General features: G+C 68.3%; 17 protein-coding genes. 12 read left to right on the top strand and 5 right to left on the bottom strand.

Going from position 1 to position 22147, the window contains the following annotated elements; all coding sequences use genetic code 11:
* The first annotated feature begins 64 nt into the window (after nt 1-64).
* Entirely contained in the window at nt 65-1717 is a 1653-nt protein-coding gene (locus tag ATK30_RS10640; protein ID WP_101435457.1) for an NAD(P)/FAD-dependent oxidoreductase, read from the top strand.
* Complete coding sequence (locus ATK30_RS10635; RefSeq protein WP_101435456.1) at nt 1714-3141, top strand: ATP-binding protein; 1428 nt, start codon at nt 1714-1716, stop codon at nt 3139-3141. Before ATK30_RS10640 ends, ATK30_RS10635 begins: the two co-directional genes overlap by 4 nt.
* Before the next feature lie 299 nt (nt 3142-3440).
* On the opposite strand, the gene ATK30_RS46080 is transcribed toward ATK30_RS10635, so the two are convergent.
* Nucleotides 3441-4760, bottom strand: a complete 1320-nt coding sequence (locus tag ATK30_RS46080; protein ID WP_244194576.1) for a hypothetical protein — start codon at nt 4758-4760, stop codon at nt 3441-3443.
* Between the two features lie 224 nt (nt 4761-4984).
* Between ATK30_RS46080 and ATK30_RS10620 the strand changes: the two genes are divergently transcribed.
* From ATK30_RS10620 to ATK30_RS10610, 3 genes are read left to right on the top strand one after another with little or no spacing between them, the layout of a single operon-like run.
* The gene (locus ATK30_RS10620) at nt 4985-5608 is read left to right on the top strand and encodes a pentapeptide repeat-containing protein (RefSeq protein ID WP_101435455.1); all 624 of its coding nucleotides are present in this window, start codon (nt 4985-4987) and stop codon (nt 5606-5608) included.
* Nucleotides 5609-5656: 48 nt separating this feature from the next.
* On the top strand, nt 5657-6256 hold the full coding sequence (locus ATK30_RS10615; RefSeq protein ID WP_101435454.1) for a sulfite oxidase-like oxidoreductase: 600 nt from the start codon (nt 5657-5659) through the stop codon (nt 6254-6256).
* Nucleotides 6226-6969, top strand: coding sequence for a ferredoxin reductase (locus tag ATK30_RS10610; protein WP_101435453.1), 744 nt, complete (start codon nt 6226-6228; stop codon nt 6967-6969). The genes ATK30_RS10615 and ATK30_RS10610 overlap by 31 nt, the downstream gene beginning before the upstream one ends.
* A 13-nt stretch (nt 6970-6982) precedes the next feature.
* Here ATK30_RS10610 and ATK30_RS10605 read toward each other — a convergent pair whose 3' ends face one another.
* Together ATK30_RS10605 and ATK30_RS10600 are read right to left on the bottom strand one after the other, a co-directional pair.
* The gene (locus ATK30_RS10605; protein ID WP_208637316.1) at nt 6983-9631 is read right to left on the bottom strand and encodes a helix-turn-helix transcriptional regulator; all 2649 of its coding nucleotides are present in this window, start codon (nt 9629-9631) and stop codon (nt 6983-6985) included.
* Nucleotides 9628-10770: an Hsp70 family protein gene (locus ATK30_RS10600; RefSeq protein WP_101435452.1), complete on the bottom strand. Its 1143-nt coding sequence runs from the start codon at nt 10768-10770 to the stop codon at nt 9628-9630. Before ATK30_RS10600 ends, ATK30_RS10605 begins: the two co-directional genes overlap by 4 nt.
* A 304-nt stretch (nt 10771-11074) precedes the next feature.
* Between ATK30_RS10600 and ATK30_RS10595 the strand changes: the two genes are divergently transcribed.
* The 3 genes from ATK30_RS10595 (at nt 11075) to ATK30_RS10585 (ending at nt 16068) form a co-directional block, all read left to right on the top strand.
* Nucleotides 11075-12415, top strand: a complete 1341-nt coding sequence (locus tag ATK30_RS10595) for an IniB N-terminal domain-containing protein (RefSeq protein WP_101435451.1) — start codon at nt 11075-11077, stop codon at nt 12413-12415.
* A 97-nt stretch (nt 12416-12512) separates the two neighbouring features.
* A complete protein-coding gene (locus ATK30_RS10590; RefSeq protein ID WP_167441877.1) occupies nt 12513-14285 on the top strand; it encodes a dynamin family protein in 1773 nt (590 codons plus the stop codon).
* Nucleotides 14286-14856: 571 nt separating this feature from the next.
* A complete protein-coding gene (locus tag ATK30_RS10585) occupies nt 14857-16068 on the top strand; it encodes a GTPase (protein WP_101435449.1) in 1212 nt (403 codons plus the stop codon).
* A gap of 55 nt (nt 16069-16123) precedes the next feature.
* On the opposite strand, the gene ATK30_RS10580 is transcribed toward ATK30_RS10585, so the two are convergent.
* Nucleotides 16124-16510 carry a pyridoxamine 5'-phosphate oxidase family protein gene (locus ATK30_RS10580; RefSeq protein ID WP_101435448.1) on the bottom strand — a complete coding sequence of 129 codons (387 nt, stop codon included), beginning with the start codon at nt 16508-16510 and terminating at the stop codon, nt 16124-16126.
* Between the two features lie 99 nt (nt 16511-16609).
* Here ATK30_RS10580 and ATK30_RS10575 point away from each other — a divergent pair, with 99 nt between their 5' ends.
* The 4 genes from ATK30_RS10575 to ATK30_RS10560 are packed head-to-tail and all read left to right on the top strand — an operon-like array spanning nt 16610 to nt 20924.
* Nucleotides 16610-17560, top strand: coding sequence for an ABC transporter substrate-binding protein (locus tag ATK30_RS10575; RefSeq protein WP_101435447.1), 951 nt, complete (start codon nt 16610-16612; stop codon nt 17558-17560).
* Nucleotides 17547-18440 carry an amino acid ABC transporter permease gene (locus tag ATK30_RS10570; RefSeq protein ID WP_101435446.1) on the top strand — a complete coding sequence of 298 codons (894 nt, stop codon included), beginning with the start codon at nt 17547-17549 and terminating at the stop codon, nt 18438-18440. Before ATK30_RS10575 ends, ATK30_RS10570 begins: the two co-directional genes overlap by 14 nt.
* The gene (locus ATK30_RS10565) at nt 18433-19200 is read left to right on the top strand and encodes an amino acid ABC transporter ATP-binding protein (protein ID WP_101440740.1); all 768 of its coding nucleotides are present in this window, start codon (nt 18433-18435) and stop codon (nt 19198-19200) included. Before ATK30_RS10570 ends, ATK30_RS10565 begins: the two co-directional genes overlap by 8 nt.
* Nucleotides 19197-20924: an aminotransferase class V-fold PLP-dependent enzyme gene (locus ATK30_RS10560; protein ID WP_101435445.1), complete on the top strand. Its 1728-nt coding sequence runs from the start codon at nt 19197-19199 to the stop codon at nt 20922-20924. Before ATK30_RS10565 ends, ATK30_RS10560 begins: the two co-directional genes overlap by 4 nt.
* Before the next feature lie 39 nt (nt 20925-20963).
* Here the strand turns inward: ATK30_RS10560 and ATK30_RS10555 are convergent, their stop codons facing one another.
* A complete protein-coding gene (locus ATK30_RS10555; protein WP_101435444.1) occupies nt 20964-22130 on the bottom strand; it encodes a macrolide family glycosyltransferase in 1167 nt (388 codons plus the stop codon).
* Nucleotides 22131-22147 lie beyond the last annotated feature (17 nt).

Below are 22147 nucleotides of genomic sequence, written 5' to 3'. Positions count from 1 at the left end.
GGGCACCGGTCCCTGGTCCTGTTGTTTGCCACGACAGCCGGCGGGACACCGTAGGCTGTGCCGTGTGAGCCAGCCGATCCTGATGACCGTCGACGACGACCCCGCCGTTTCGCGGTCGGTGGCGCGCGACCTGCGTCGCCGCTACGGCAAGGACTACCGCGTCATCCGTGCCGATTCGGGGGCCGACGCCCTCGACGCCCTTCGCGAGATCAAGCTCCGCGGCGACGCCGTCGCGGCGATCCTCGCCGACTACCGTATGCCGCACATGGACGGCATCGTCTTCCTGGAGAAGGCGATGGATCTGTTCCCCAACGCCCGGCGCGCGCTGCTGACGGCCTACGCCGACACCGACGCCGCGATCCAGGCGATCAACGTGGTCGACGTCGACCACTACCTGCTCAAGCCCTGGGACCCGCCCGAGGAGAAGCTGTACCCGGTCATCGACTCTCTCGTCGAGACCTGGCTCGCGGTCGGCGATCGTCCGGTGGAAGAGACGAAGCTGATCGGGCACCGGTACTCGGCGCCGTCGTTCCGGATGCGCGACTTCCTCGCCCGCAACGCCGTCCCGTACCGCTGGTACTCGGTCGACGACGAAGAAGGCAGCCGCATCCTCCAAGCCGCTGGGGCGTGCGAGACCGACATCCCGGTCGTGGTGACGCCGGACGGCACGGTGCTGAAACAACCATCGGGAAGCGAGATCGCCAACGCGGTGGGCCTTTCTACCCAGCCCGCGCAGGACTTTTACGATCTGGTGGTGATCGGCGGCGGACCGGCCGGACTCGGCGCCGCGGTGTACGGCGCTTCCGAGGGACTGCGAACCGTTCTGGTCGAGCGCAAGGCCACCGGCGGCCAGGCCGGGACCAGCTCCCGGATCGAGAACTACCTGGGCTTCCCGGACGGAGTGTCCGGCGCGCAGCTCACGGACCGAGCCCGCCGCCAAGCGCAGAAGTTTGGCGCCGAAGTGCTCACGGCACGCGATGTCGTGGGTCTGGAAGCGCGGGGGTCGAGCCGGGTCGTGATCTTCGGAGACGGATCCGAGATCGCGGCGCACTCCGTGATCCTTTCCAGCGGCGTCAATTACCGAGCGCTGGAAGCCGAGGGAATCGCGGAGCTGACCGGCCGCGGCGTGTACTACGGCTCTGCCGCGACGGAAGCACCTGAGTGCTCGAACGACCACGTGTACATCGTCGGCGGCGCGAACTCCGCGGGCCAGGCAGCGGTGTTCTTCGCCCAGCACGCCACCGACGTGACGCTGCTGGTGCGCGGCGCGTCGCTGGAATCGTCGATGTCGCACTACCTCATCGAGCAGATCGCTGCCATCGAGAACGTCCACGTCCGCACGCACACCACGGTCGTCAAAGCTCATGGCGACGATCACCTCGAAGCCATCACGGTCTGCAAAGACGGCGTGACCGAGAAACTGGACACCGAACACCTCTTCATCTTCATCGGAGCCGCTCCGCGCACGGAGTGGCTGGGGAAAGGCGTCCTCCGGGACGCCCACGGATTCGTCCGGACCGGCCCAGACCTCGTGGAAGACGGGCGCAGGCCGCCGGGATGGACTCTGGACCGCGATCCGCATTACCTGGAATCGTCAGTGCCCGGCGTGTTCGTGGCCGGAGACGTGCGCTCGCAGTCGGTGAAACGCGTGGCGTCCGCCGTCGGCGAGGGCGCCATGGCCGTGACCCTGGTCCACCGTTACTTGGAGGAACAGTGACTCAGCCCGCCTTGCCGCGCGAGGAACTGCGCAGCCTGTTCTTGTTCGAACATCTCTCCGACGCGCAGCTCGATTGGATCGAGCAGAACGCGGTGCGCGAGGAGTTCAAGGCCGACTCCGTGGTGATCCGCGAGGGCGACCCGGCGACGTGCTTCTACGTCCTGCTCAACGGCGCGCTGCGGATGACCCGCGTGGTGGCCGGAGCCGAGGTCGAGATGAAGCGGTCCGACCAGCGCGGTTCCTACTGCGGTGCAACGCAATTTCTGGCCTACCAGGACAGCGAAGCCACCTACGGTGCGACGATCTACGCCGTCAGCGACCTGACTTTCCTCACGCTTCCCGCCGCCGAGTTCGCCGTCGAATTCCGGCAGTGGTTCCCGATGGCGGCGCACCTGCTGGAGGGGATGTACCTCGGCTGGCGCAACACCGATGCGCTGGTGTCGTCGCGCCGCAGGCTCGTCGCCCTCGGTGAGTTGTCCGCCGGGCTCATGCACGAACTCAACAACCCGGCCGCGGCCGCGGTGCGGGCGACTGCCGCACTGCGCGAGCGCGTCGCCGGCATGCGGCACAAGCTGGCGATCCTGGCGAAGAAAGACATCGACCCGGATCTGCTCGAGCTGCTGCTCGACGTGCAGGAACGCTTGGTGAAGCAGGTCGGCGACGCGCCCAAGCTCTCCGCGATGCAGCAGGCCGATCGCGAGGACGAGATCGGCGATTGGTTCGACGACCACGGCATCGATCAGGGCTGGGACCTCGCCAGCATCTTCGTCGCGGCCGGGCTCACTCCGGAGAACCTCGACCGCGTTCTCGAGTCGGTGGGCGAAGGACTGCTCGACGGTGCGATCCGCTGGCTCGCGTACGCGCTCGAAACCGAGATGCTCATGGGCGAGATCGAAGACTCGACCAGCCGGGTTTCCACGCTCGTGGGCGCGGCGAAACAGTACTCGCAAATGGATCGCGCGCCGCACCAGTTCATCGACGTCCACGAAGGACTCAACTCCACGCTCGTGATGATGTCGGGCAAGCTCGGTGAGGGAATCCGCGTGGTCAAGGACTACGACTGCTCGATCGACCGGATTCCGGCCTACGCCGCTGAGCTGAACCAGGTGTGGACGAACATCATCGACAATGCCGTCAGCGCAATGGGCGGCGAGGGAACGCTGACCTTGCGCACCTGGCAGGTCGGCAAGCAAGTGCGGGTCGAGATCGGAGACACCGGGCCGGGAATCCCGGAGGAGGTGCGCCAGCGCATCTTCGAGCCGTTCTTCACGACCAAGGACGTCGGCGAAGGCACCGGCCTCGGGTTGGACATTTCGTGGCGGATCGTCGTGGAACGGCACTCGGGCGACATCAAAGTGACGTCGGAACCGGGCGACACGCGATTCGAGGTCTGCCTTCCGGTCGAGGAACAAGCGTCGCTCTGAACGCGTGCTGGTCTGTGGAGATCCGGCGCGAGGCCGGGATCTTCGGTTTCTTCGGAGCAGTTCTGCGGCGGCTGTCATCGGTGGTGTCCCCTCGGAGCGAACTGACGGCTCGCTTCCGAGGTTAACCGACCGCACCGACAGGATTTCGGCTCGTTTTCCAGTTTCCCTTGTGCGCCAACGGTTTTCGATCTATCCCTGATCGGGTGATGATTTAGAACTGTTGTTCGAGCACTCTGGATCGCGGCAGTGCTGCATCCGTAATCGGGCCCAGAGGGGGTCCGGTGGGTGCCGCCGCCGGTTCAGGGGAGGGACCGTGATCCGAATCCGGGAAGTGTCAGTGTCATTGCCGCTGTCGTCAGCCAGGTCAGCAGGTCCGGCAACGGAATCCGGGCGAGCCGCCCGGGCCATTCGTCGGCTGCGATCGTCAGCGCGAGCTCGTCTTCGTCCGGCCGGATTCCGGTCAGGCGCAACCCTTTCGGCAGATCCGGGAGGGAAAGCACGATCGGCCGGATCCGCTTCGGCGGACGCCTCGTCCACCGTCCGACATGGAGCGCGGTCGGCGTCAGCACTATCGCTTCGTCTTCGATGTCTGCGACGAGAGTCAGAAACCCCCAGTGCGGACGCTTCCGCCAGCGCACCCGGAACCCTTCCGCATGCGGCGTCGCGACCAGATCCGGACGTGCCGCGGCGACCCGATCCCGCACCACGGTTCCGCTCACTTCTATCTCGAGCTCGACAGATCTGGGAATCACCGCAGGCGAAGGCAATCCTCGAAGCCGTACGTCCTTGGCTAGCACGGTTACCCGACGCAGCGGAATGCGGTCGACGTCTGGCTGTTCTGGCGTATCAGCAGTTGGCCGGGTTGCCGGGTCGGCTTCGCGACCGGTGGACGCCCGTCCGGAGTCGCGTCGAGAAGTCGGTCGTTCAACTTCGGACCGTCCCGCGCTTGGTGCGTCAGGTCCTGCGGTGGGGTTCCCTGCTACAGCACCTGGTATGGCTTCCGCGATCCGGCGATCATGGTGCGACTGAACAGAATCCGACCATGCCGTGTTCTCTTGTGGACCGGACAGGCATGCGGCAGTTCGGTCGTCGGTGGACTTTGCGACGCGGTCAGGTGCAAGACTATCCGCATCCGGCGGGCCGTCCTGCTTGCTCGTTTCGTCGGCGAGGGACTGAGTGTCCGGTGCAGCAGGCGCACCGGACGCGTCCGCGGTGGTCGGGTCCGTCATTTCGCCACGCGCGTTCGACGTTGCTGCGGCCGCTCCTGTTCGAGACGAGCGAGCAGTGCCGGCAAGGCTGCCCGCGCCGGGCTCGACGGGGCTCGCCGAGTTGTTCGGAACGGGCCAGTCGACATCTTCCGCGACAACGCGGACGTCCCCCACCCGACCGGTGGCCAGACGAAGCGAGTCCGCCGGGTAATCGAGCTCGGTGAGGGTCAGGCCTACTTCGTGGCCTTGCACCGTGGTCGTAAGCCGACGGCCCACCAGTTGCTCGGTGACGGTCCGGGCGAGTGCGGCCGGGGTCGCGGGCACTGCGGGCAGCAGTGCTCGGCCCGCGGCGGCCAGGCCCGACAGTTCGGGCCAGGGCACCCAGGCATCGAACCATCGGCCTTCGCTCATTTGGCCATCGTATGGCGGTCCTGAGGAGACCGCTCCTCGCTGTGGCATGAGCCGCGTAACGGAGGGAAAGGAACCGACCACGCAAGCCGGCCGAGCTACAGGCGACACGGTAAGTGTTGCGGTCCTGGTGATTCTGGCCACCACCGGCCAGAATCCCGTGGCGACGAGATGCTTGACTCCGCATCCGGCACCTCAACGACAGGGCGGCGAACTAGGCTTGGCGAATGTCTGAACACGACCAGGAGTCGTCTGGCGTCGAGACGGTCGAGGACCGCGTCTATCGGCGGGAAGACTGGTACGCGGAGGAGTTCGCGGCGCGTCGGTTCGCGCACTGTGAGTTCCACCAGGTCGACCTCACCGAGGCGATCACGCGCGGTGTCACCTTCCTGGACTGTGTGTTCGGAAACGTCCAGTTCAACGCTTCCCGGCACACCGACTCGGCGTTCACCGGTTGCGTCTTCAAAGGATGCAACCTGTTCGATGCCGAGTTCACCGGGTGCAAGCTGGTCGGCAGCCGATTCCAGGACTGCGACTTGCGTCCTCTGCGCGTGACCGGCGGAGACTGGTCTTTCGTCGGCTTGAACGGCGCGGACCTGCGTGGAGTCACGTTCCAAGGGGTCCGGATGCGGGAAGCGGACCTGACCAAGGCGAAATGTTCGGGCGCAGTGTTCACCGACGTGGATCTGTCCGGGGCGGAGCTGCAGGACATCGAGCTCACGCGCGCTGAGCTTCGGGGAAGCGATTTGTCGTCGCTCGACCTGACTCGTGCGCTGTTGACTGGCGCGATCGTGTCCCCGGAACAGGCGGCGGTGCTCGTCACGTCGCTAGGGCTGCAGGTCCGCGGGTAGTCTCGCGTCTGGAGGACTGAGCTGTCGGATATGTCCGGAGGGAGCGCGATGGGCGTCGTCACACCAGGCTTCACTGGACGCGCCCGCGGTGCCAATCCGCGGCTGCCACCAGGGCAGTATCTCGCCGAAGACTTCCCGGTGCTCTCAGCAGGCCCCACCCCTCGGGTGAGCACAGAGCGATGGGAGTTCGCGGTCGTGACCGAGTGCGGCGAACGTCGCTCATGGTCGTGGCCGGAACTGATGGCGCTGCCGAGCGAGAAGATCACGGTCGACATCCATTGTGTCACCCAATGGTCCAAACTGGACACTCATTGGCGGGGCGTGCCAGTGGACGCGCTCGTCGGGGATCTCGATACGGCCGCTGATTACGTTATGGCGCATTCCTACGGCGGCTACACCACAAACCTTCCGCTCGCGGACCTCCTCGGCGGGCAAGCCTGGATCGCCTACGAGTACGGCGGCAAGCCGCTCACCCCGGAACACGGCGGTCCCGCCCGGCTGCTGGTGCCGCACCTCTACTTCTGGAAGTCCGCGAAATGGGTGCGTGAGCTGCGACTCGCGACGAAGGACGACCCGGGCTTCTGGGAAGCGGCCGGTTACCACGACTACGGAGATCCATGGCGGGAACAGCGGTATCAGGGCGACTAGCGTGGCGTGTCGCCAGGCTCGCCGAGATCCGGCAGGAGACACCGACCGCGCGCACGCTGGTCTTCGACATCCCAGGATGGCCGGGGCACCTCGCGGGACAACACGTCGACGTTCGCCTCACCGCAGCTGACGGCTACACGGCACAACGCAGTTATTCGCTCGCCGCGCCCGCGAACGGGGATCGAATCGAACTGACCGTGCAACGGGTAGCCGACGGCGAAGTGTCCGAACATCTCACCGGCCCGTACGCGGTCGGCGACCCGGTCGAAATCCGCGGTCCGATCGGCGGCTGGTTCGTGTGGCGTCCCACCGATTCGCCCCCTGTCCTGCTCGTCGCCGGCGGCGCGGGCATCGTCCCGCTGATGGCGATGATCCGGGCTCGGCGCGAAGCTGGCAGCAAAGCACTGTTCCGGCTGGTCTACTCGCTGCGTACCCCAGCGGAGCTGTACTACGCCGAGGAACTTCGCCGACCATACGCGGGCTTGGACATCACTTACGTCTACACGCGGGAACTTCCGGAAGGACAGTCCGGCATTCCGCGGCGCATCGACGTTGCGACGTTGAACACCGCCGCGTGGCCAGCTGACTTCGGTGCCACGACGTACATTTGCGGGCCGACCGGGTTCGTAGAGACCGCCGCGGACATCATGCTCGCGTTGGGACACTCGCCGCAGTCGATCCGGACTGAGCGTTTCGGCCCCAGCCGGGACTGAGGCCGTCCACGACTCAGTGCACGGTCGGTTTGGCGAGCAGTTCGCGCAGGGTCGCGAGAAGTTCGCGACGGTCTGCGGCACCGAGTTTGCCGCGGATGCGCGCCATGTGATGTTCGACAGTCTTGCCGGAGATGAAGAGTTTGCTGCCCGCTTGTTTGTAAGTCAGACCGTCGACGACCAAGCGGGCGACCTCCAGTTCGCGTTCGCTGAGTGCACTCAAGCCGGTCGCCGCGCCTGGCGTCGGGGTAGTGGACTCAAGACGCCCCGTCGTGCCCTGGAACTGCCGAGCCGCCTCGAGTAGCTGGACCATCGCCTTGCGGTCAGAGGTGCGGATCGCGGCTTGTCCGGCCAGCCGGGCCGCGTCCCAGCGCAGGTCCAGTTCGTGAAGTTCCGCGGCTGCTGCGGAGATTTCTCCTGGATCGAACGTGCCGCTGAGCACCGCGAGCCAGCACCCGGCGGCGCGGGCGAGCGCGGCTGGGTAGCGGCCGCAGTCTGCGAAGTGGTTCAGTGCTGCCAGTTGCCGTTCGGCGGTGGCGCGGTCTTCCGTGGTGATCGCGGCGTGCAGTTCGTGCCAGCACAGCGAGACCGTCCACAAAGGAGGATTGCCGAGGCGGTCGAGCATGGCGTGCGCGCGCTCCAGCCGACGGGACAGCTTGGCGTGCGCGCCGGTCCGAGCGGCTGCGATTGCCAGTTCGCCCAACGGCAACAGCGTGAACAAGTCCACTTGCTGTCGCATGGACGCCTGATATGCCCGCTCCCACGACTGTTGCAGTCCGACCAGGTCACTCGCTCGCCGGGCGAGGCCGAGTTCCAGGGTCGCGAAGAACAACTCGTCGCGGGCTTCGAGTTTGGTGCCGGCGACGGCGTCTCGGTGTTCAGTCGCGGCGGCGAGATGGCCGCCGGTCATCGCGACCCAGCCCAGCAGCAGCCGGTGCCGGGTCGCGAGCAGATCGCCGCCGACACTGCTGGCTAATGCTCGTTCCAGCACTGATTCTGCGAGCGCCAGCTCGCCCGCGTGCAGACCGGCGAGTGCGGCGAGCGCGGCGGGACTGTCCGGAAGGGGTGCGCCGCCGACCGCTGGTTCGAGCATTGCTGCGGCGCCTACGAGCGTCGGCAACGCCTCTGTTCCGCAACCGAACACCGATTCGACGATCCCGCTCGCTGTTCGCGCTGCGGCCCCGGTGAACAACGTCGGCGCGACTCCCGGCATCGGGACGTTGGAGACAGTTTGGCCGTCGGTGGCCTGGCCAGTTCCGACGAGGGCGATCGTGGCGAACGCGTCCACCGCGCCAGGGCCTACCCAGCGATAGCTCTCGCCGTTTGGTTGAGGCGAGGTGGGGAACGGGGGTGGGGAAGAGGGATCTGTAGGCACTCCCGCAGCGTTCGCCTGGTGGGGGAGCGCGGAACCTTGAGAGTTTGTCGAGTCGGCTGGCGTCAAGTGGTCTGTGGCTTGGGGGTTCGTTGCCGCAGCGAGGCTCTCGTTGCCGGGACCGGTGGAGTCATGGCCACCGGAGTTGGAGGCCGGAGTAGCTGTGTGTTGACGAGACCAGTTGTCCGTGGCTGCGGCCCAGCGGTACAGCTCCGCGGTTCGGGCCAGTTCGCCGCGGTGGGCCAGGACAGTCGCGGCGATCTCGGCACCAGCGGCGCGGGCTTCGGGGTCTTCGCCGGACAACATGCCGTCGCCCAGGCGGAGAGCGGTGTCCAGATCGCCGGACAATGCGGCGGCGCGGGCCCAGCCGGTGGTGGTCGCGGCATCGCGGGCACCGGCCTCGGCTGCGGCTTCGAAGAGGCGCGCGGCGTGCTTTGGGTCCGTGGGGAGGGCTTCGTTTGCTGCGGTTGCGAATGCGGTTGCCGCGGAGGCACCGGAGCTGCCGGCGTCGAGCAGGGAGGTCGCGAGGTCAAGGACGGGCAGGCCGCGAGTCAGCTGCGCTTCCACGAGTTGCTGCAGCACCGCTAGGCGGCGGGCGGGCGGTCCGTATGCGCGGACTGCTTCGGCGGCGGCAGGTAGGAGGACGTCTTCGGCGTCGAGGAGGCCGGTGGCGCGGGCTCCGTCGACGACTTCGGGCAGTTCGTCTGGTGTGCGCTCCAGCAGCGAGCAGAGCAGGTCGAGATTGCGGGCCGCGCCGGCTTCGGCGGCGATGAGGTAGCGGAGAACGTCGTCGTCGAGCGCGGCCAGCTCAGCGCGGAAGTCGGCGAGGCGGGCGGTTACGACCCGTTCCACGAGACGAGGGACACCGCCGGTGCTGGCGTGCAGGACGGAGGCGTCGGCAGTGCGGCCGGTGAGTTGTTTCGCCAGCTTGCCGACTTCGTCGACAGTCAGCGGCGGCAGCAGCAGCGTTTCGCCGAGAGCTCGCAATGCTTGCGCGCGAGGGTTTGGACGGTGTGCCACCACGAGCGGCCCCTCCTTGGCGGCCGCGAGCATGGTGAGTCTGGTCAGGTCTTCGTCGTCGAGCTGGTCGGCGTCGTCGATGACAGTGGCCTCGACGCCCGCTTCGCGGTAGCTGCGGTCGAGGGCATCCAACAAGGCAGTCTTGCCGTAGCCGCCAGGTGCGACGACCACGAGCCGAACTGGGACCGCGGGGGTGTCGGCGAGTTCTTCGAGGAGGCGGCGGGCTGCGGGGTGGACGGCGTCGTTGCCGGTTTTCGCCAGCAATGCGTTCAACAGTGACCTTCACCGGAGGGAGCTGTGGCTGGGTGGGCGCACGAGCTCAGGACAGGGGGACGGGGAGAAACTGGTTCCTTGTCGGCGGTCGCTTCGTGTGACGTGAGGACCGCGATCAAGATCGAGGAGCTGATCGCCAGCACTGCTGCCGCAGCGGCAAGCGGTCGCCATCGACGCAACAGTTTGGCAGCACCCTCCGGCTCCGGCAGCGTGAATGGAGTGATCTCCACCGGCGGCCGCTCGGGTCTTTCCGGAAGCTCGGGTTCGCGGTCGACGCGCGGCAGCAAGGTGGTCTCGGGGGCGGGGGCTTCCCTCCGCGCGAGAGGCCTCGTCCGTTGGCTGGCGAGGACCCCGGCGCCGATGGCGGCCGTATCCGCGGGTTGCGGGCCGAGGAAAAACGGGCAGGGCAGACGTCCGGGGAGGGCGCCGTGGCCGGGTTCGCCGCAGAACACGATGCCGGCCAGCGACTCGGGGGCGACGTTGGCTGCCTGCGCGAGACTGAACGCGGTGCTGACCGCGGAACCCGGCGCCACGCCTTCGCTGCTGTTCCGGGCGATCCAGCCGCTGGCTCCCGAGGCGGTCGCCAAGGTGACCGTGACGCCATCCGGACCGAACTCGCACACCGCGGCCGTCCGGTCGCCCGCACCGGGTTCCGGGAGGTGGGCGTACAGGGCGGCGACCGCGCTGGGAACGAGAGTGACCGCGGAGAACCCGGACTCCGCGAGCGACTGGCGCAGGAGTTCGCGTCGGTAACCGCCCCAGTCACCGGGGTGGGTGATGACGAGCTGGCGCGGCGGTCCGCCGGCCTGGCTGGCCGCGACGTCGGCGATGCCCTCGATGAAGACGGTCGTCAGGGATTCCGGGGTGAAGGGTTCGCTGCCGATGAACACCGGCACGTCGTCGCCGATGCGGCGGTGGAAACCGGTGACCAGCCGGGACGGCACGGCAGCACCGGCTTGCGTGGCCGCATCGCCGGTGAGCAGGTAGCCCTCGTCGTCGAGGAAGAGTGCGGTCGCCGTCGCGGGCGAGGTCTCGCCCAGCCACAGCGGCTCGGGATCGTCCCACCGGTCACCTTGCCTGCGGCGGAGCGCGGCGTGGGTCCGGACAGTTCCGAGGTCGATGCCGAGCACGTAGGGCACCGCCGCTTCCTCCCTTCGTCGCAGTCCGGGTTCGGCCAAGGGGCGTAACTCACTGAACGGATACGCATCCTCACCCGTTCGGGTCAGACGGGCAAGAGTGGGGTGGGATTTAACCCAACCGGGTTCCGCGTGTCCGATCCCCTAACTCCCTAACGATCTCATATCGACCCCCTAACGGCTGAGCGAGGCGCGACTGGGTGTAAACCCCGATGTGAGCGGGGGCGCCCCGTCCCTACGTTGAGCGCCACGCCTGGCCCGGGAGGGCCGGGCTTTCCCCGTAATCACTACAAGTGGAGATCCCCCCATGGATTCGGTGCAGACTCTGCACGACTTCACGCTCACCTTGCTCCAAGACCCGTCCGCGCTCGCCGCTTTCGGCCAGGACCCGCAGGCCGCGCTGGCCGCTGCTGGGCTGGGCGACATCAGCGCCGCCGACGTGAACGAGGTCGCGCCGCTGGTGCTCGACTACGTCCCGGTGGACCACCTGGCCTCGCTCGGCCACCTGCCCCATGCGGGCAACCTGACCACTGCGCTCGGCGAGGGCCCGCAGGGCGCGATCGAGCAGCTGCAGGCGCTCACTGCTTCGCTCGGCGCCTCGGGTGGCAGCGCGTCGGCGAGCGGCGAGGCCGCTGGCGGTGCGGAGGCGTCCGCGGGTGGCCCGGCGCTGCCGGGTCTCGGCGAGCTGCCGGCGGTGCCGGGCGTGGGCGAGCTGCCCGGTCTCGGCGAGCTGCCGGGTGCGGGTGCGGTGCCGGGCATCGGCGACCTGCCCGTCGTCAGCGACGTGGCTGGCACTTCGCCGCTGCCCGCGGCCGGCGAGCTGCCGGGCCTTGGCGAGCTGCCGGCGGCACCGGGTCTCGGCGAGCTTCCGGCGGTGCCGGGCCTCGGCGAGCTGCCGGGTGCCGGCCACCTGCCGGGCCTTGGCGAGCTTCCGGGTGCCGGTGCGCTTCCGGGCGTTGGTTCGCTGCCTGGTGTCGGCGACGTCGCCAGCGCGATTCCGGCGCTTCCCTCCGCCGGTGAGCTGCCGTCCGTTCCGGGGCTGCCCGCGGCGCCGGGTCTCGGCGAGGTGCAGAACGCCGCCGCGTCCGTCACCGCCCTCGCGCAGAACCCGACCAGTGCGCTCGCGCTGGGCAACGACCTGGCCAGCGGCCTGGACTCCAACGCCGTCGCGCAGGCCAGCGGCCAGGCGGCCACCGCGGCTGAGGGTGCTGTCTCGCAGGTGCAGCACGCCGGCGGCGAGCTGGCGGCGGCTTCGCCGGTCAACGTCGGCGACCTGCCGGTCGCGAACTCCGGCGCACAGTTCGCCAACCACGCGGCCGAGGCCGGCGGCGGGATTGCCGGGCACGTCAGCGACGCGGTCGGGACCGCCACCGACAACGTCGGCAGCCTGAGCAACACGCTCAGCGCCAACGGGCTGAACCACGCTGTGAACGGTGTCACCCAGCAGGCGCACTCGCTCATGTCGCACGGCGACTCCGAGCGTTCCGACGCGGTCAACGAGACGCACACCGGGACCGACGCCGGCGTCGGCATGGTGCACGACACCGTCTCGTCGGTCTCCGACCTCGGGCACCAAGGCCTCGGCCTTGACCTGCACGCCGGCGCGGAGTCCCCGCACGGCGGCGGTGAGCTGCACATTTCCCTCTGAGCAAGGGTAATTCGCGGGTGGCTCCGCGGTCTGGGCGAGACCGCGGAGCCACCACCCGGTTCGGATACTCCCCGTACACGGGGGACACTGGTTCGCCGTGACGGCTCCAGCTTGGCTCGAAGTGCTCGCCGAGACCGCGGATGCCTGCCGGACGCACGGCCGGGAAGACCTGGCGCAACGCCTTCGCCGGCGTCAGGACCGGCCGCCCGGGGGCACGCGGGTCGCTGTGCTCGGCTTTCCCAAGCAAGGCAAGGGCTACCTGGTCAACGCGGTGCTCAACGCGCCGGTCTGCCCGGTCGGCGACGCGGCGACTCCCGCGGTGCCGATCGAAGTCGGGTACGCGGCCGAACCCGGTGCGACGCTGGTCGGACGCGCCGACGAACGCGTCCCGGTCGACATCGAGAAGCTGACGGGCGAGGTCGGCGCACGACCGGCCGGGTCGCTGCGGCGGGTCGAGGTCGGGGTCCCGCGCGACTTGCTTTCCGCGGGCTTGGTGCTCATCGACACTCCCGCGATCGGCGACCCGAGGTCGCCTCGCACGGCTGCGGCTCTCGACGTTCTCGCGGACGCCGACGCCGTCATTCTCGTTTCCGACGCTGCCGCTCCGCTGGACCAGGCCGAGCTGGCGTTGGCTCGGCACGTCCGGACATGGTGTCCGCACGTGGTCATCGCGCTGACCAAGATCGATGTCAGCGCCGGATGGCGCACGGTCGCCGAACAGAACCGGACCGCGCTCTCCGCGGCCGGGATCGACTCGCCAGTGCTGCCGGTGTCGGCGACGGTTCGTTTCGCCGCGGCCAAGGGCGGCGATCAAGACCTCAACGCGCGGTCCGGGTTCCCCGAACTGCTGTCCTGGATAGCGACGCAGGTGTCGCGACCGGCGGAGAGCACGGCCGCGTTGCTCGCCGCGGTGAGCGTGCGCGCAGCGGCGGCCGAGTTGGTCGAGACGCTCCGGGCACGCGCCGAGGCCGCGGGGCAGGAAGCAGGCGTCGACCAGACGACGTTGCTGCAACGCTCCCAACGTCGCGCTGACGAACTGCGCCGACGCAACAGTCGCTGGCAGAACCTGCTGGCCGACGAAATCGCTGACCTGCAGTCCGACGCGGAGTACGACCTGCGCGAACGCACCCGGAAGATCGTCGAGACGATCGACGAGACCTTCGACCGCGGGGACCCGGTGAAGGTGTGGGACGAGTTCGGGCCGTGGCTGGACAGCACGCTCGCGGAAGCCGTCGAGACGACCTACACGTTCGCGGCCGAGCGCGCGGAATGGATCGCGCAGGCCGTGGCAGCGGCCTTCGGCGCGCAGTACGACCTGCCGGAACTGGCCTTGGCCGACTCCGGCGCGGACCGGATCGCCGAAGTACGGCAGCCGCGGATCGAACGGTTCAAGATCGGGCAGAAGGCGTTCACCGGCCTCCGCGGTTCGTACGGCGGCGTGCTGATGTTCGGCCTGGTGACCGGATTGGCGGGGTTGCCGTTGATCAACCCGGTGTCGATCGGCGCCGGCGTCGCGTTCGCGGCGAAGACGATCAGCGACGAGGGCGGCATGCGGCTGCAACGTCGGCAGGCGGTGGCCAAGATGACCGCGCAACGGCACGTCGACGACGTGTTCCTGCGGTTCAGCAAGGAATGCCGCGACGCGATCCGGCATGTGCAGCGACGGTTGCGCGACCACTTCACCGAGCTCGCGGACGCTCTTGCCGACGAGCTGACGCGGGAACGCGAGATGATCATCGCCGGGTCGGCCGAGCGGGAACGGCGCAGTGCGGCGCTGCGGCGGGAGATCGACCGGCTCGCGGGATTGCACAAGCGGGCTGGGGAATTGGGGATGCTGGCCAGCCGGGTGCCCAAGGAGTTGCCTGCGTGACCTCGGCTGGGAGAGCACGGTGGCCCGGTGGCTCTCCGCGGGCGGGGGTGCTGGGCAACCGGTCGCCTGAGTGACTGCTTGTGCGACGTCGGTCGAGATGGCTCCGCGTACAAGAGTGCGGAGAGGGAATGCTGGCCGAACGGGTGCCTGAGGAGTTGGTTGCGTGGCTTCGGTTTGATGGCTGGGTGCGGGGCGTTTAACCGTGCTCGTGGCTTTCTTCGGGCTTGAGTGAGCTGAATCTCCGATGGGGTTCGGTACTGGGCTTCGGAGTCGCTGCGGAGCGGGTTCCGCATCATGGGGCATCTGGCGCGTTGAGCCGTTTTGTCGTGGCGAAGGCGGTTTGGTGGGCCGGGACGAGTCTTGTGTGGCGAATCCGCGTTAGGTGAGTGGTGGCTTGCTTCGGTGGGGTTGAATCGCTTCGGTCGCGGGAGATGCGGAGGGCTCGGTCGTCGGAAATGTGCCGTACTTGGGCGGCTGACGTCGGCTGGGTTCGCAACAGCGGGCTTCGGTGAGCGGCGTATTGCCGGGTAGTCGAGGATGTTCGGGGCTGTACCGGTGAATCGAGCGAGGAGTGGTGTCGCGCGTGGTTGAGGACGTTCGGGCTCTTCTGGCGGATGCTTGTGCGTACTACCGTGACAGTCCGCGGGCTTCGGCGTTGCTGGGGGAGGCTCTTGACCACCTCGACGAGCCGCTTCGGGTAGGCATCGGAGGGCCTGCGGGGACGGGGAAGACCACGCTGGCTGCCGCGTTGGGGGATTGGCCGACGCGGGCGTTGCGCGATCTGGAGTTCCTCGATGCGCCGCATCCGTCGACGCTCACTGACGCGTCGGTACAGCTGCTCCGTCACCTTGAGCCCGACCAGTTGGCGACGCTGCGTCCGACAGCGCCTTCGGCGTTCGCGCGGCAGACGGCCGTTGACACGATCCTTGTGCTCGCGCGCGCGGACGAGACCGGCGCGGGGCGGATTGACGCACTGCTCACCGCGAAGCAGATCGCGCGGCGCGCGTGGCGCGAAGACCCACTGTGCAGCGGGTTCCAAGGCGTGATCGCGGTGGCGGCGCAGCTTGCGTACGGGGCGCGCGCGTTCACTGATGACGAGTTCGAGCTTCTCGCGGCCTTCGCGGCTGTGCCGCGCGAGGAGTTGGAGCGGTATCTGCTGTCGGTGGATACCTTTACTGATCCGGCGTTTCCGGGGCCAGTGTCGGTCGAGACGCGACGGTCGTTGGTGGTCCGCTTCGGGTTGTTCGGGGTGAAGCTCGCGCTGACTCTGATCCGTACGGGCTGCGATGACCGCGTGAAGCTGTCGGCGGAACTGGTGCGGCGTAGTGGTCTTGGCGAGCTTCGCGACACCATTGCGGGTTGTTTCGCCGCGCGTGCGGACGCGTTGCGTGCGCGGACGGCGCTGATTCGGTTGGAGACCGTGTTGAACGCGGAGCCTCGTCCGCACAGTGATCGACTTGCTGCGCGGGTCGAGCGGTTTTCGGCCAGCGCGCACGACTTCCGCGAGTTGCGGTTGATCGCGGACATTCGCGGCGGTCGTACTGCGTTGGCGGGGGAGTCGGCGGAGGAAGCTGTGCGGTTGCTGGGTGCCGAGGGGACGGCGTCAGAGGAGCGGCTGGGGCTTGCGGCGGGCACGGATCCGCGGGAGATGTATGAAGCCGGTCTCGACGCGGTGATGCGGTGGCGGCACGAGGCGGAGCGGCCGGACCGGGCGCTGGCGGAGCGGGCCGCGGCCCAGGTTGTGGTGCGCAGTGCCGAAGGCTTGCTGGCGCAGTTCGTTTGACCGAGACGGTTGGCCGCGGATGACAGACCGGGGCGGTCGGCCGAACCTCGGAACCTCAGGCGTTGCCCAGCACCCGCCCGATGGTGAGTTCCAGCACGACTCGCTGCGGGTTCTCACGCGGTTTCCGGTACCGCCGCGCGTAGCGCTCCTCGGCGTCGCGGACTGAAGCAGCATCGTCGAGGAGCCGGACTCGGCCTTCCAACGTGGACCAGGTCCGCCCCTCGAATTGGCACACCGCGGCAGCCAGCCCCGTGTCGCCGGCGGCGCGGATCAGGCGGGCCTTGTACGAGGTGCCGGAGGCGATCACGCGGGCGATGCCCTGCTCGAAGTCGACGGTCACTCCTACCGCTACCACGTGCGGCGTTCCGCTGGGACGCACCGTCGTGAGCGACGCGAGCCGCCGTTCGGTCCAGAACTGGCGGAAGCTCTCGACGAGTGTCATGTCCGCACGCTAGACGAGACAGAAATTCAACTGCTTGTTGACCTCTTTAACAACCAGTTGTAGCGTCCCGCGGAACCAACGACGTCCTGGAGGGTCCGCATGTGGTCGCTTCGTTCCCGTGCCTGGCAGGCCGCGCTGCTCGGCGGCCTGCTCGCGTTCGCTACTGCCTGTGGAGGAGGCCCTGACGGGGCAGGCGGCGGACAGCAACAGCAGAAGCCGAGCGCTGTTCCGGACAACACGGCGCTGCTCGGGGCGATCAAGGCCGACCCGCAGCTCGCCGGGGTGCTGCCGCCGGCTGTCGCGCAGGCCAAGACTTTGCGGCTGGCGTCCAACATCCAGTCCGCGCCGAACAACTTCTACGCGCCGGACGGCAAGACGCCGATCGGCTACGAGGTCGATCTGGCGAAGGCGGTCGGGGCGAAGCTCGGGGTGACCGTCGCGTACCAGGATCTCGCCTTCGGTTCGCTGATCACGAGCCTGCAGTCCGGCCGGGTCGACCTGACCATGGCCGCGATGAACGACACCAAGGAACGCCAGAAGCAGATCGACTTCGTCGACTACTTCTCGTCCGGCATCACGATCATGATCCGCAAGGGCAACCCGGACGGCATCACCGGACCGGACACGTTGTGCGGCAAGAACGTGGCAGTCGTGCAGGGCACCAGTCACCAGAAGTTCGCCGCCGCGCAGAGCGCGAAATGCACGCAGGCGGGCAAGCCGGCGATCACGGTCACCGCGACCGACAGCGACAACCAGAACCAGAACCAGCTGCGCACCGGTCGCGTCGCCGCGATTCTCAACGACCTGCCGAGCGCGGTCTACATCTCGCGCACCGCGGGCGACGGCAAGTTCTTCGAGGTCGTGCCGGGCCAGCCGATCGAGGGCGGGCCGTACGGAATGGGCTTCGCGAAGAGCAACACGAAGCTGCGCGACGCCGTCAAGCAGGCGTTGCAGTCGCTCGTCGCCGATGGGACGTACGGCAAGATCCTGCAGTCCTGGGGCGTCGAGCAGGGTGCGATCAAGGAGGCGGGCGTCAATGGCGGAAGCTGAACCGCTGCCGATCGTCCGGCTGCGGCATTGGGGTCGCTGGGTCAGTGCGGCGGTGATCGTCGCACTGCTCGTGCTGCTGGGTTTCGCGCTCGCGCAGGCGCAGATCGAGTGGGGTTCGGTACCCGGCTTCGTCTTCTACCGCGTGATGGCGCTCGGGCTGCTCAACACCGTCGTGCTGGCGGTGATCGCGCAGGCGATCGCGATCGTGCTCGGCATCCTGATCGCGTTGCTGCGGCTCAGCGCCAACCCGGTCGCGAAGTGGTTCGCGGCGGCTTACATCTGGCTGTTCCGCGGGCTTCCGGTGCTGTTGCAGATCCTGATCTGGTACAACCTGGCGCTGATCTTCCCGACCTTCTCGATTCCGCTGCCGTTCGGCGGCTACCTCGTCCACGAGCCGACGAACGTGCTGATCAGCGCGTTCACCGCGGCGTTGCTCGGCCTGGCGCTGAACGAGAGCGCGTACATGGCGGAGATCGTCCGCGCGGGGCTGACCAGCGTCGACACCGGGCAGACCGAGGCGGCGAAATCCATCGGCATGACGCCGGGCGCGACGCTGCGCCGGGTCGTGCTGCCGCAGGCGATGCGCGTGATCATCCCGCCGACCGGCAACGACTTCATCAACATGCTCAAAGGCACGTCGATGGCGTCGGTGATCGGCGTGACCGAGCTGATCCACGCGGCCAACAACATCTCGTCCAACAATCTGCTGGTGATGGAGACGCTGATCGCGGCGGCGATCTGGTACATGGTCGTGGTGACCGTCGCCGGCGTCGGCCAGCATTACCTCGAGCGCTCGTTCGGGGCAGCCGACCGGAGTCCCGTCGCGCGCGTCGGGAAGGCCTTCAAGGGGATGCCGCTGGTGAGGGGTGCGCGTGTCTGAACCGCTGCTGAAAGCTGTCGGGGTCCGCAAGAACTACGGGCACACCGAGGTGCTCAAGGGCATCGACCTGGAGGTCCGCAAAGGACAGGTGGTGTGCCTGCTCGGGCCGTCCGGGGCGGGCAAGAGCACGTTTCTGCGCTGCCTCAACCATCTCGAGACGATCGATGGCGGCCAGGTCTGGGTGGACGGCGAGCCGATCGGGTTCAAGCTGCGCGGCGGCAAGCTGTACGAGCTGCGGGAGAAGGACGTCGCACGGCAGCGCCGGGACATCGGCATGGTCTTCCAGCGGTTCAACCTGTTCGGGCACCGGACCGCGCTGGAGAACGTGGTCGAAGGGCCGGTCCGGGTGCTCGGCGTCGGTCCGGAGAAGGCCCGGAAAGAGGCACTGGACCTGCTCGACCGGGTCGGGCTCGCGGACCGGGCGGGTGCTTACCCGGGCCAACTGTCCGGCGGGCAGCAGCAGCGCGTCGCGATCGCGCGGTCGCTCGCGATGAAGCCGAAGCTCATGCTGTTCGACGAGCCGACGTCCGCGCTGGACCCGGAGCTGGTCGGGGAGGTGCTCGCGGTGATGGGTACGTTGGCTCGGGAGGGGATGACGATGGTGGTCGTGACGCACGAGATGGCCTTCGCCGCGGAGGCTGCCGACGAGGTGGTGTTCCTCGCCGACGGCGCGGTGGTCGAAACCGGGCCGCCGGAGCGGGTGCTGAAGTCCCCGGAACACGAGCGGACGCGCCAGTTCCTCGCGCGGGTCCTCTCGTGACCCGGATCCCGCCCCGGTACCTGCTCCAGTTCGACGAGCCCGCGGGGTACCTGGACTTCGCGCGGTTCGGGCCGCCGTCGCACGCTGTGCTCGACACCACCGCGCGGCTGCTGGAGGCCACGACCAAGGCTGGTCCGTCCACAGTGGACGAACTGATGCGGCAGGAGATCCGCGCGAAAGCAGCGGCCGCGCGGCTCTGCGGCAGCGACACCGACCACACCGTGCTGCTCCCGCACACCAGCCTCGGCCTGTTCCAGGCAGCGTTCAACAGCCACGGCGAAGTGCTCGTGTCAGCTGCGGAGTTCCCGGCCAACACGTATCCGTGGGCGCGCGCGGAGCAGGCCGGGCGGGTGCGGATGCGGCGGCTGGAAGGCGGTTACGTCACTGCCGACCGTCTCGCGGAAGCGCTCACGCCCGAAACCGCTGTCGTTTCGGTGAGCGCGGTCGATTTCCGTACTGGTTATCGGGCTGATCTCGCCGCGTTGCGCGAGGTGGTGGGCGATCGGCTGCTGGTGGTTGACGGAATCCAGGGCTTCGGGGTTGTCGACGAGCCGTGGGGAGTCGCCGACGTGCTCGTGGTCGGCGGGCAGAAGTGGCTGCGGGCGGGCTGGGGCACCGGGTTCGCGGTGCTGTCCGACCGGGCGCTGGCGCGGATGGACCCGATCCTGTCCGGCTGGACCGGCGCGCGCGACCCCGGTCTGTTCGACAACGAGATCCACCCCGCCGACCCGACCGCGGCGAGCTGGTCGATCTCGAACCTCAGCCCGGTCACGTCCGGCGCGTTCGCGGCGGCGCTGGAACTGGTCGAGGAAACCGGCGTCGAGGCGATCGCGGGCCGGATCACCGAACGCGTCGGCGAGCTTGAGGAAGTGCTGCGTTCGTTCGGTGCCGAGATCGTGTCGGCGACTGAACGGCGGGCCGGAATCCTCGCGTTCTCGTTGCCGGACAAGCCGGCGGAGCAGGTCGGGGCGGCGTTGACGGCTGCCGGGATCGCGGCGACGGTGCGTCCGGAACACGTCCGGTTGTCCCCGCACGCGTCGACCCCGGCGGCGGCCGCGGATCTGGTGCGGGACGCGTTGGAAACGCTGCTGCGGCCTCGCCGGGTCGTGCCGGTCGCGTCGGCTTCGGGCACGGCGACGCATGAGCTGCTCACCGCGCTGATTCCGGCGGTGGACGGCCTGGCGGCGATGCTCGGGCCGGGCAACGAGGTGCTGCTGCACGACCTGTCGCGGCTGCCGGATTCGATCGTCGCGATCGCGGGGGAGCTCACCGGCCGCTCGGTCGGCGGTCCGATGACGGATCTGCTGCTCGGGCTCGTCCGGCGCGGCACGACACAGGACCTGACCAACTACCGCACGCACAGCCCGGACGGTCGCGAGATCCGGTCGTCCACGTTGTTCCTGCGCGACGCCGACGGGACGGCGATCGGGTGTCTGTGCGTGAACAGCGAACTGCCCGCCGCGGCGCAGACGTCGGAGGAACGGCGGGAGGAGACGTTCCTGCCGGACGTCGACAGCCTGCAGCGGTTCCTCGTCGGGCGCGCGATCGGGAAATCCGGGATTCCGGTCGAGCTGATGAAGAAGCGGCACAAATCGGCGGTGGTCCGCGAACTGGACGAGGCCGGGTACTTCCTGATCAAGGACGCGGTGGACCATCTGGCCACGCAGCTCGAGGTGACGCGGTACACGATTTACAACTACCTCAACGAGATCCGGGCTGGATAGCCGGACCGCCCGGGCTTGCCGCCAAGCCCGGGCGGGCAGTCAGTTCAGGAACTTCTCCACCGCGTCCGCGGCTGCGGCGATCCCGCCGTGGGCACGGATTTCCGCACGCAGCTCGGCCAACCGCGCGGCGACGTCCGGCGAACTGCTGACTTCGTCGACGGCTTCGCGCAGGGACTTGGCGGTCACCTGGTCCGCGGGCAGATGTTTGCCAACGCCCAACGCCTCCAGCTGCGCGGCGTTGCCGAACTGGTCGACGGCTTGCGGGATGGCGACCGTCGGCACGCCGTACCACAGGGATTCCGTGCAGCCGCCCATTCCGGCGTGCGTGATGAAGGCGGACGCGGCGTCGAGAATCGCCAGCTGTGGCACCGTTTCGTGGACCTCGACCGACTCCCGCAGCGGGCCGAGGTCGTCTTTCGAAACGTGCTTGCCGATGGAGAGCACGACGTGCCAGTCCTGGAATTCGGTGATGCAGTGCCGGTAAACGTCGAGCTGGTCGTTGTACGCGGTGCCGAAGGATACGAGCAGCACGGGTTTCCCGTCGGACGGCGGAGTCCAGCGTTCGGCTGCGCGCGCCGGGTCGAGGCACGGGCCGACGAACTGGACGCGGTCCTCCGGCACGCGGTCGGCGTTGGGCTGCATCGCGCGGGGGATCAGCGACAGGATCGGCACCGGTCGGGCGAGCCATGTCCAGGCGTCTTCGGTGACACCGTGTTCCGCTAGCCACTCGGTGAACGTCCGGTGATAGTCCATTCCGGACGGTGAGGTGCGGATCGGTTTGAGGACATCGGCGAGTTCTTCCTCGTACCCGTCCCAGGCGACGTAGGTGGGGGAGAGTTGCACCGCGGGCACGTCGTAGCGGAGGCCGAGCAATGGTGCGCCTAGGCCGCCGATGTCGTAGAGCAGCAGGTCGGGCCGGTCTTGGTCGAAGGTTTCGGTCAGCCGCGGGTGGATCGCGATGGCCTCGTCGAGGAAGACGCGCATCGCATCGGCCGGGTCTTCCGGCCATTCCGCGTCCGGGCCGAGCGGGAAGATCGTGGGATGCGCGACGATGTCCGCGCCGGTCGCCTCGACCAATCCGGCGAGCGGTTCCCCCACAACGTAACTGACCCGGTGCCCGCGCTGCACCAGTTCGCGGATGATCCCCAGCGACGGATAGACGTGGCTCGGCGCAGAACAGCCGACCATGACGATGTGCTTGCCCATAAGGCGAAAGTGTCCTT

The organism is Amycolatopsis echigonensis, from assembly GCF_002846615.1.
In the GTDB taxonomy this organism is placed as follows: Bacteria; Actinomycetota; Actinomycetes; order Mycobacteriales; family Pseudonocardiaceae; genus Amycolatopsis; species Amycolatopsis echigonensis.
The sequence above is the reverse complement of the archived record's forward strand: the minus strand, read 5'-3'. Positions and strand labels throughout refer to the sequence as shown.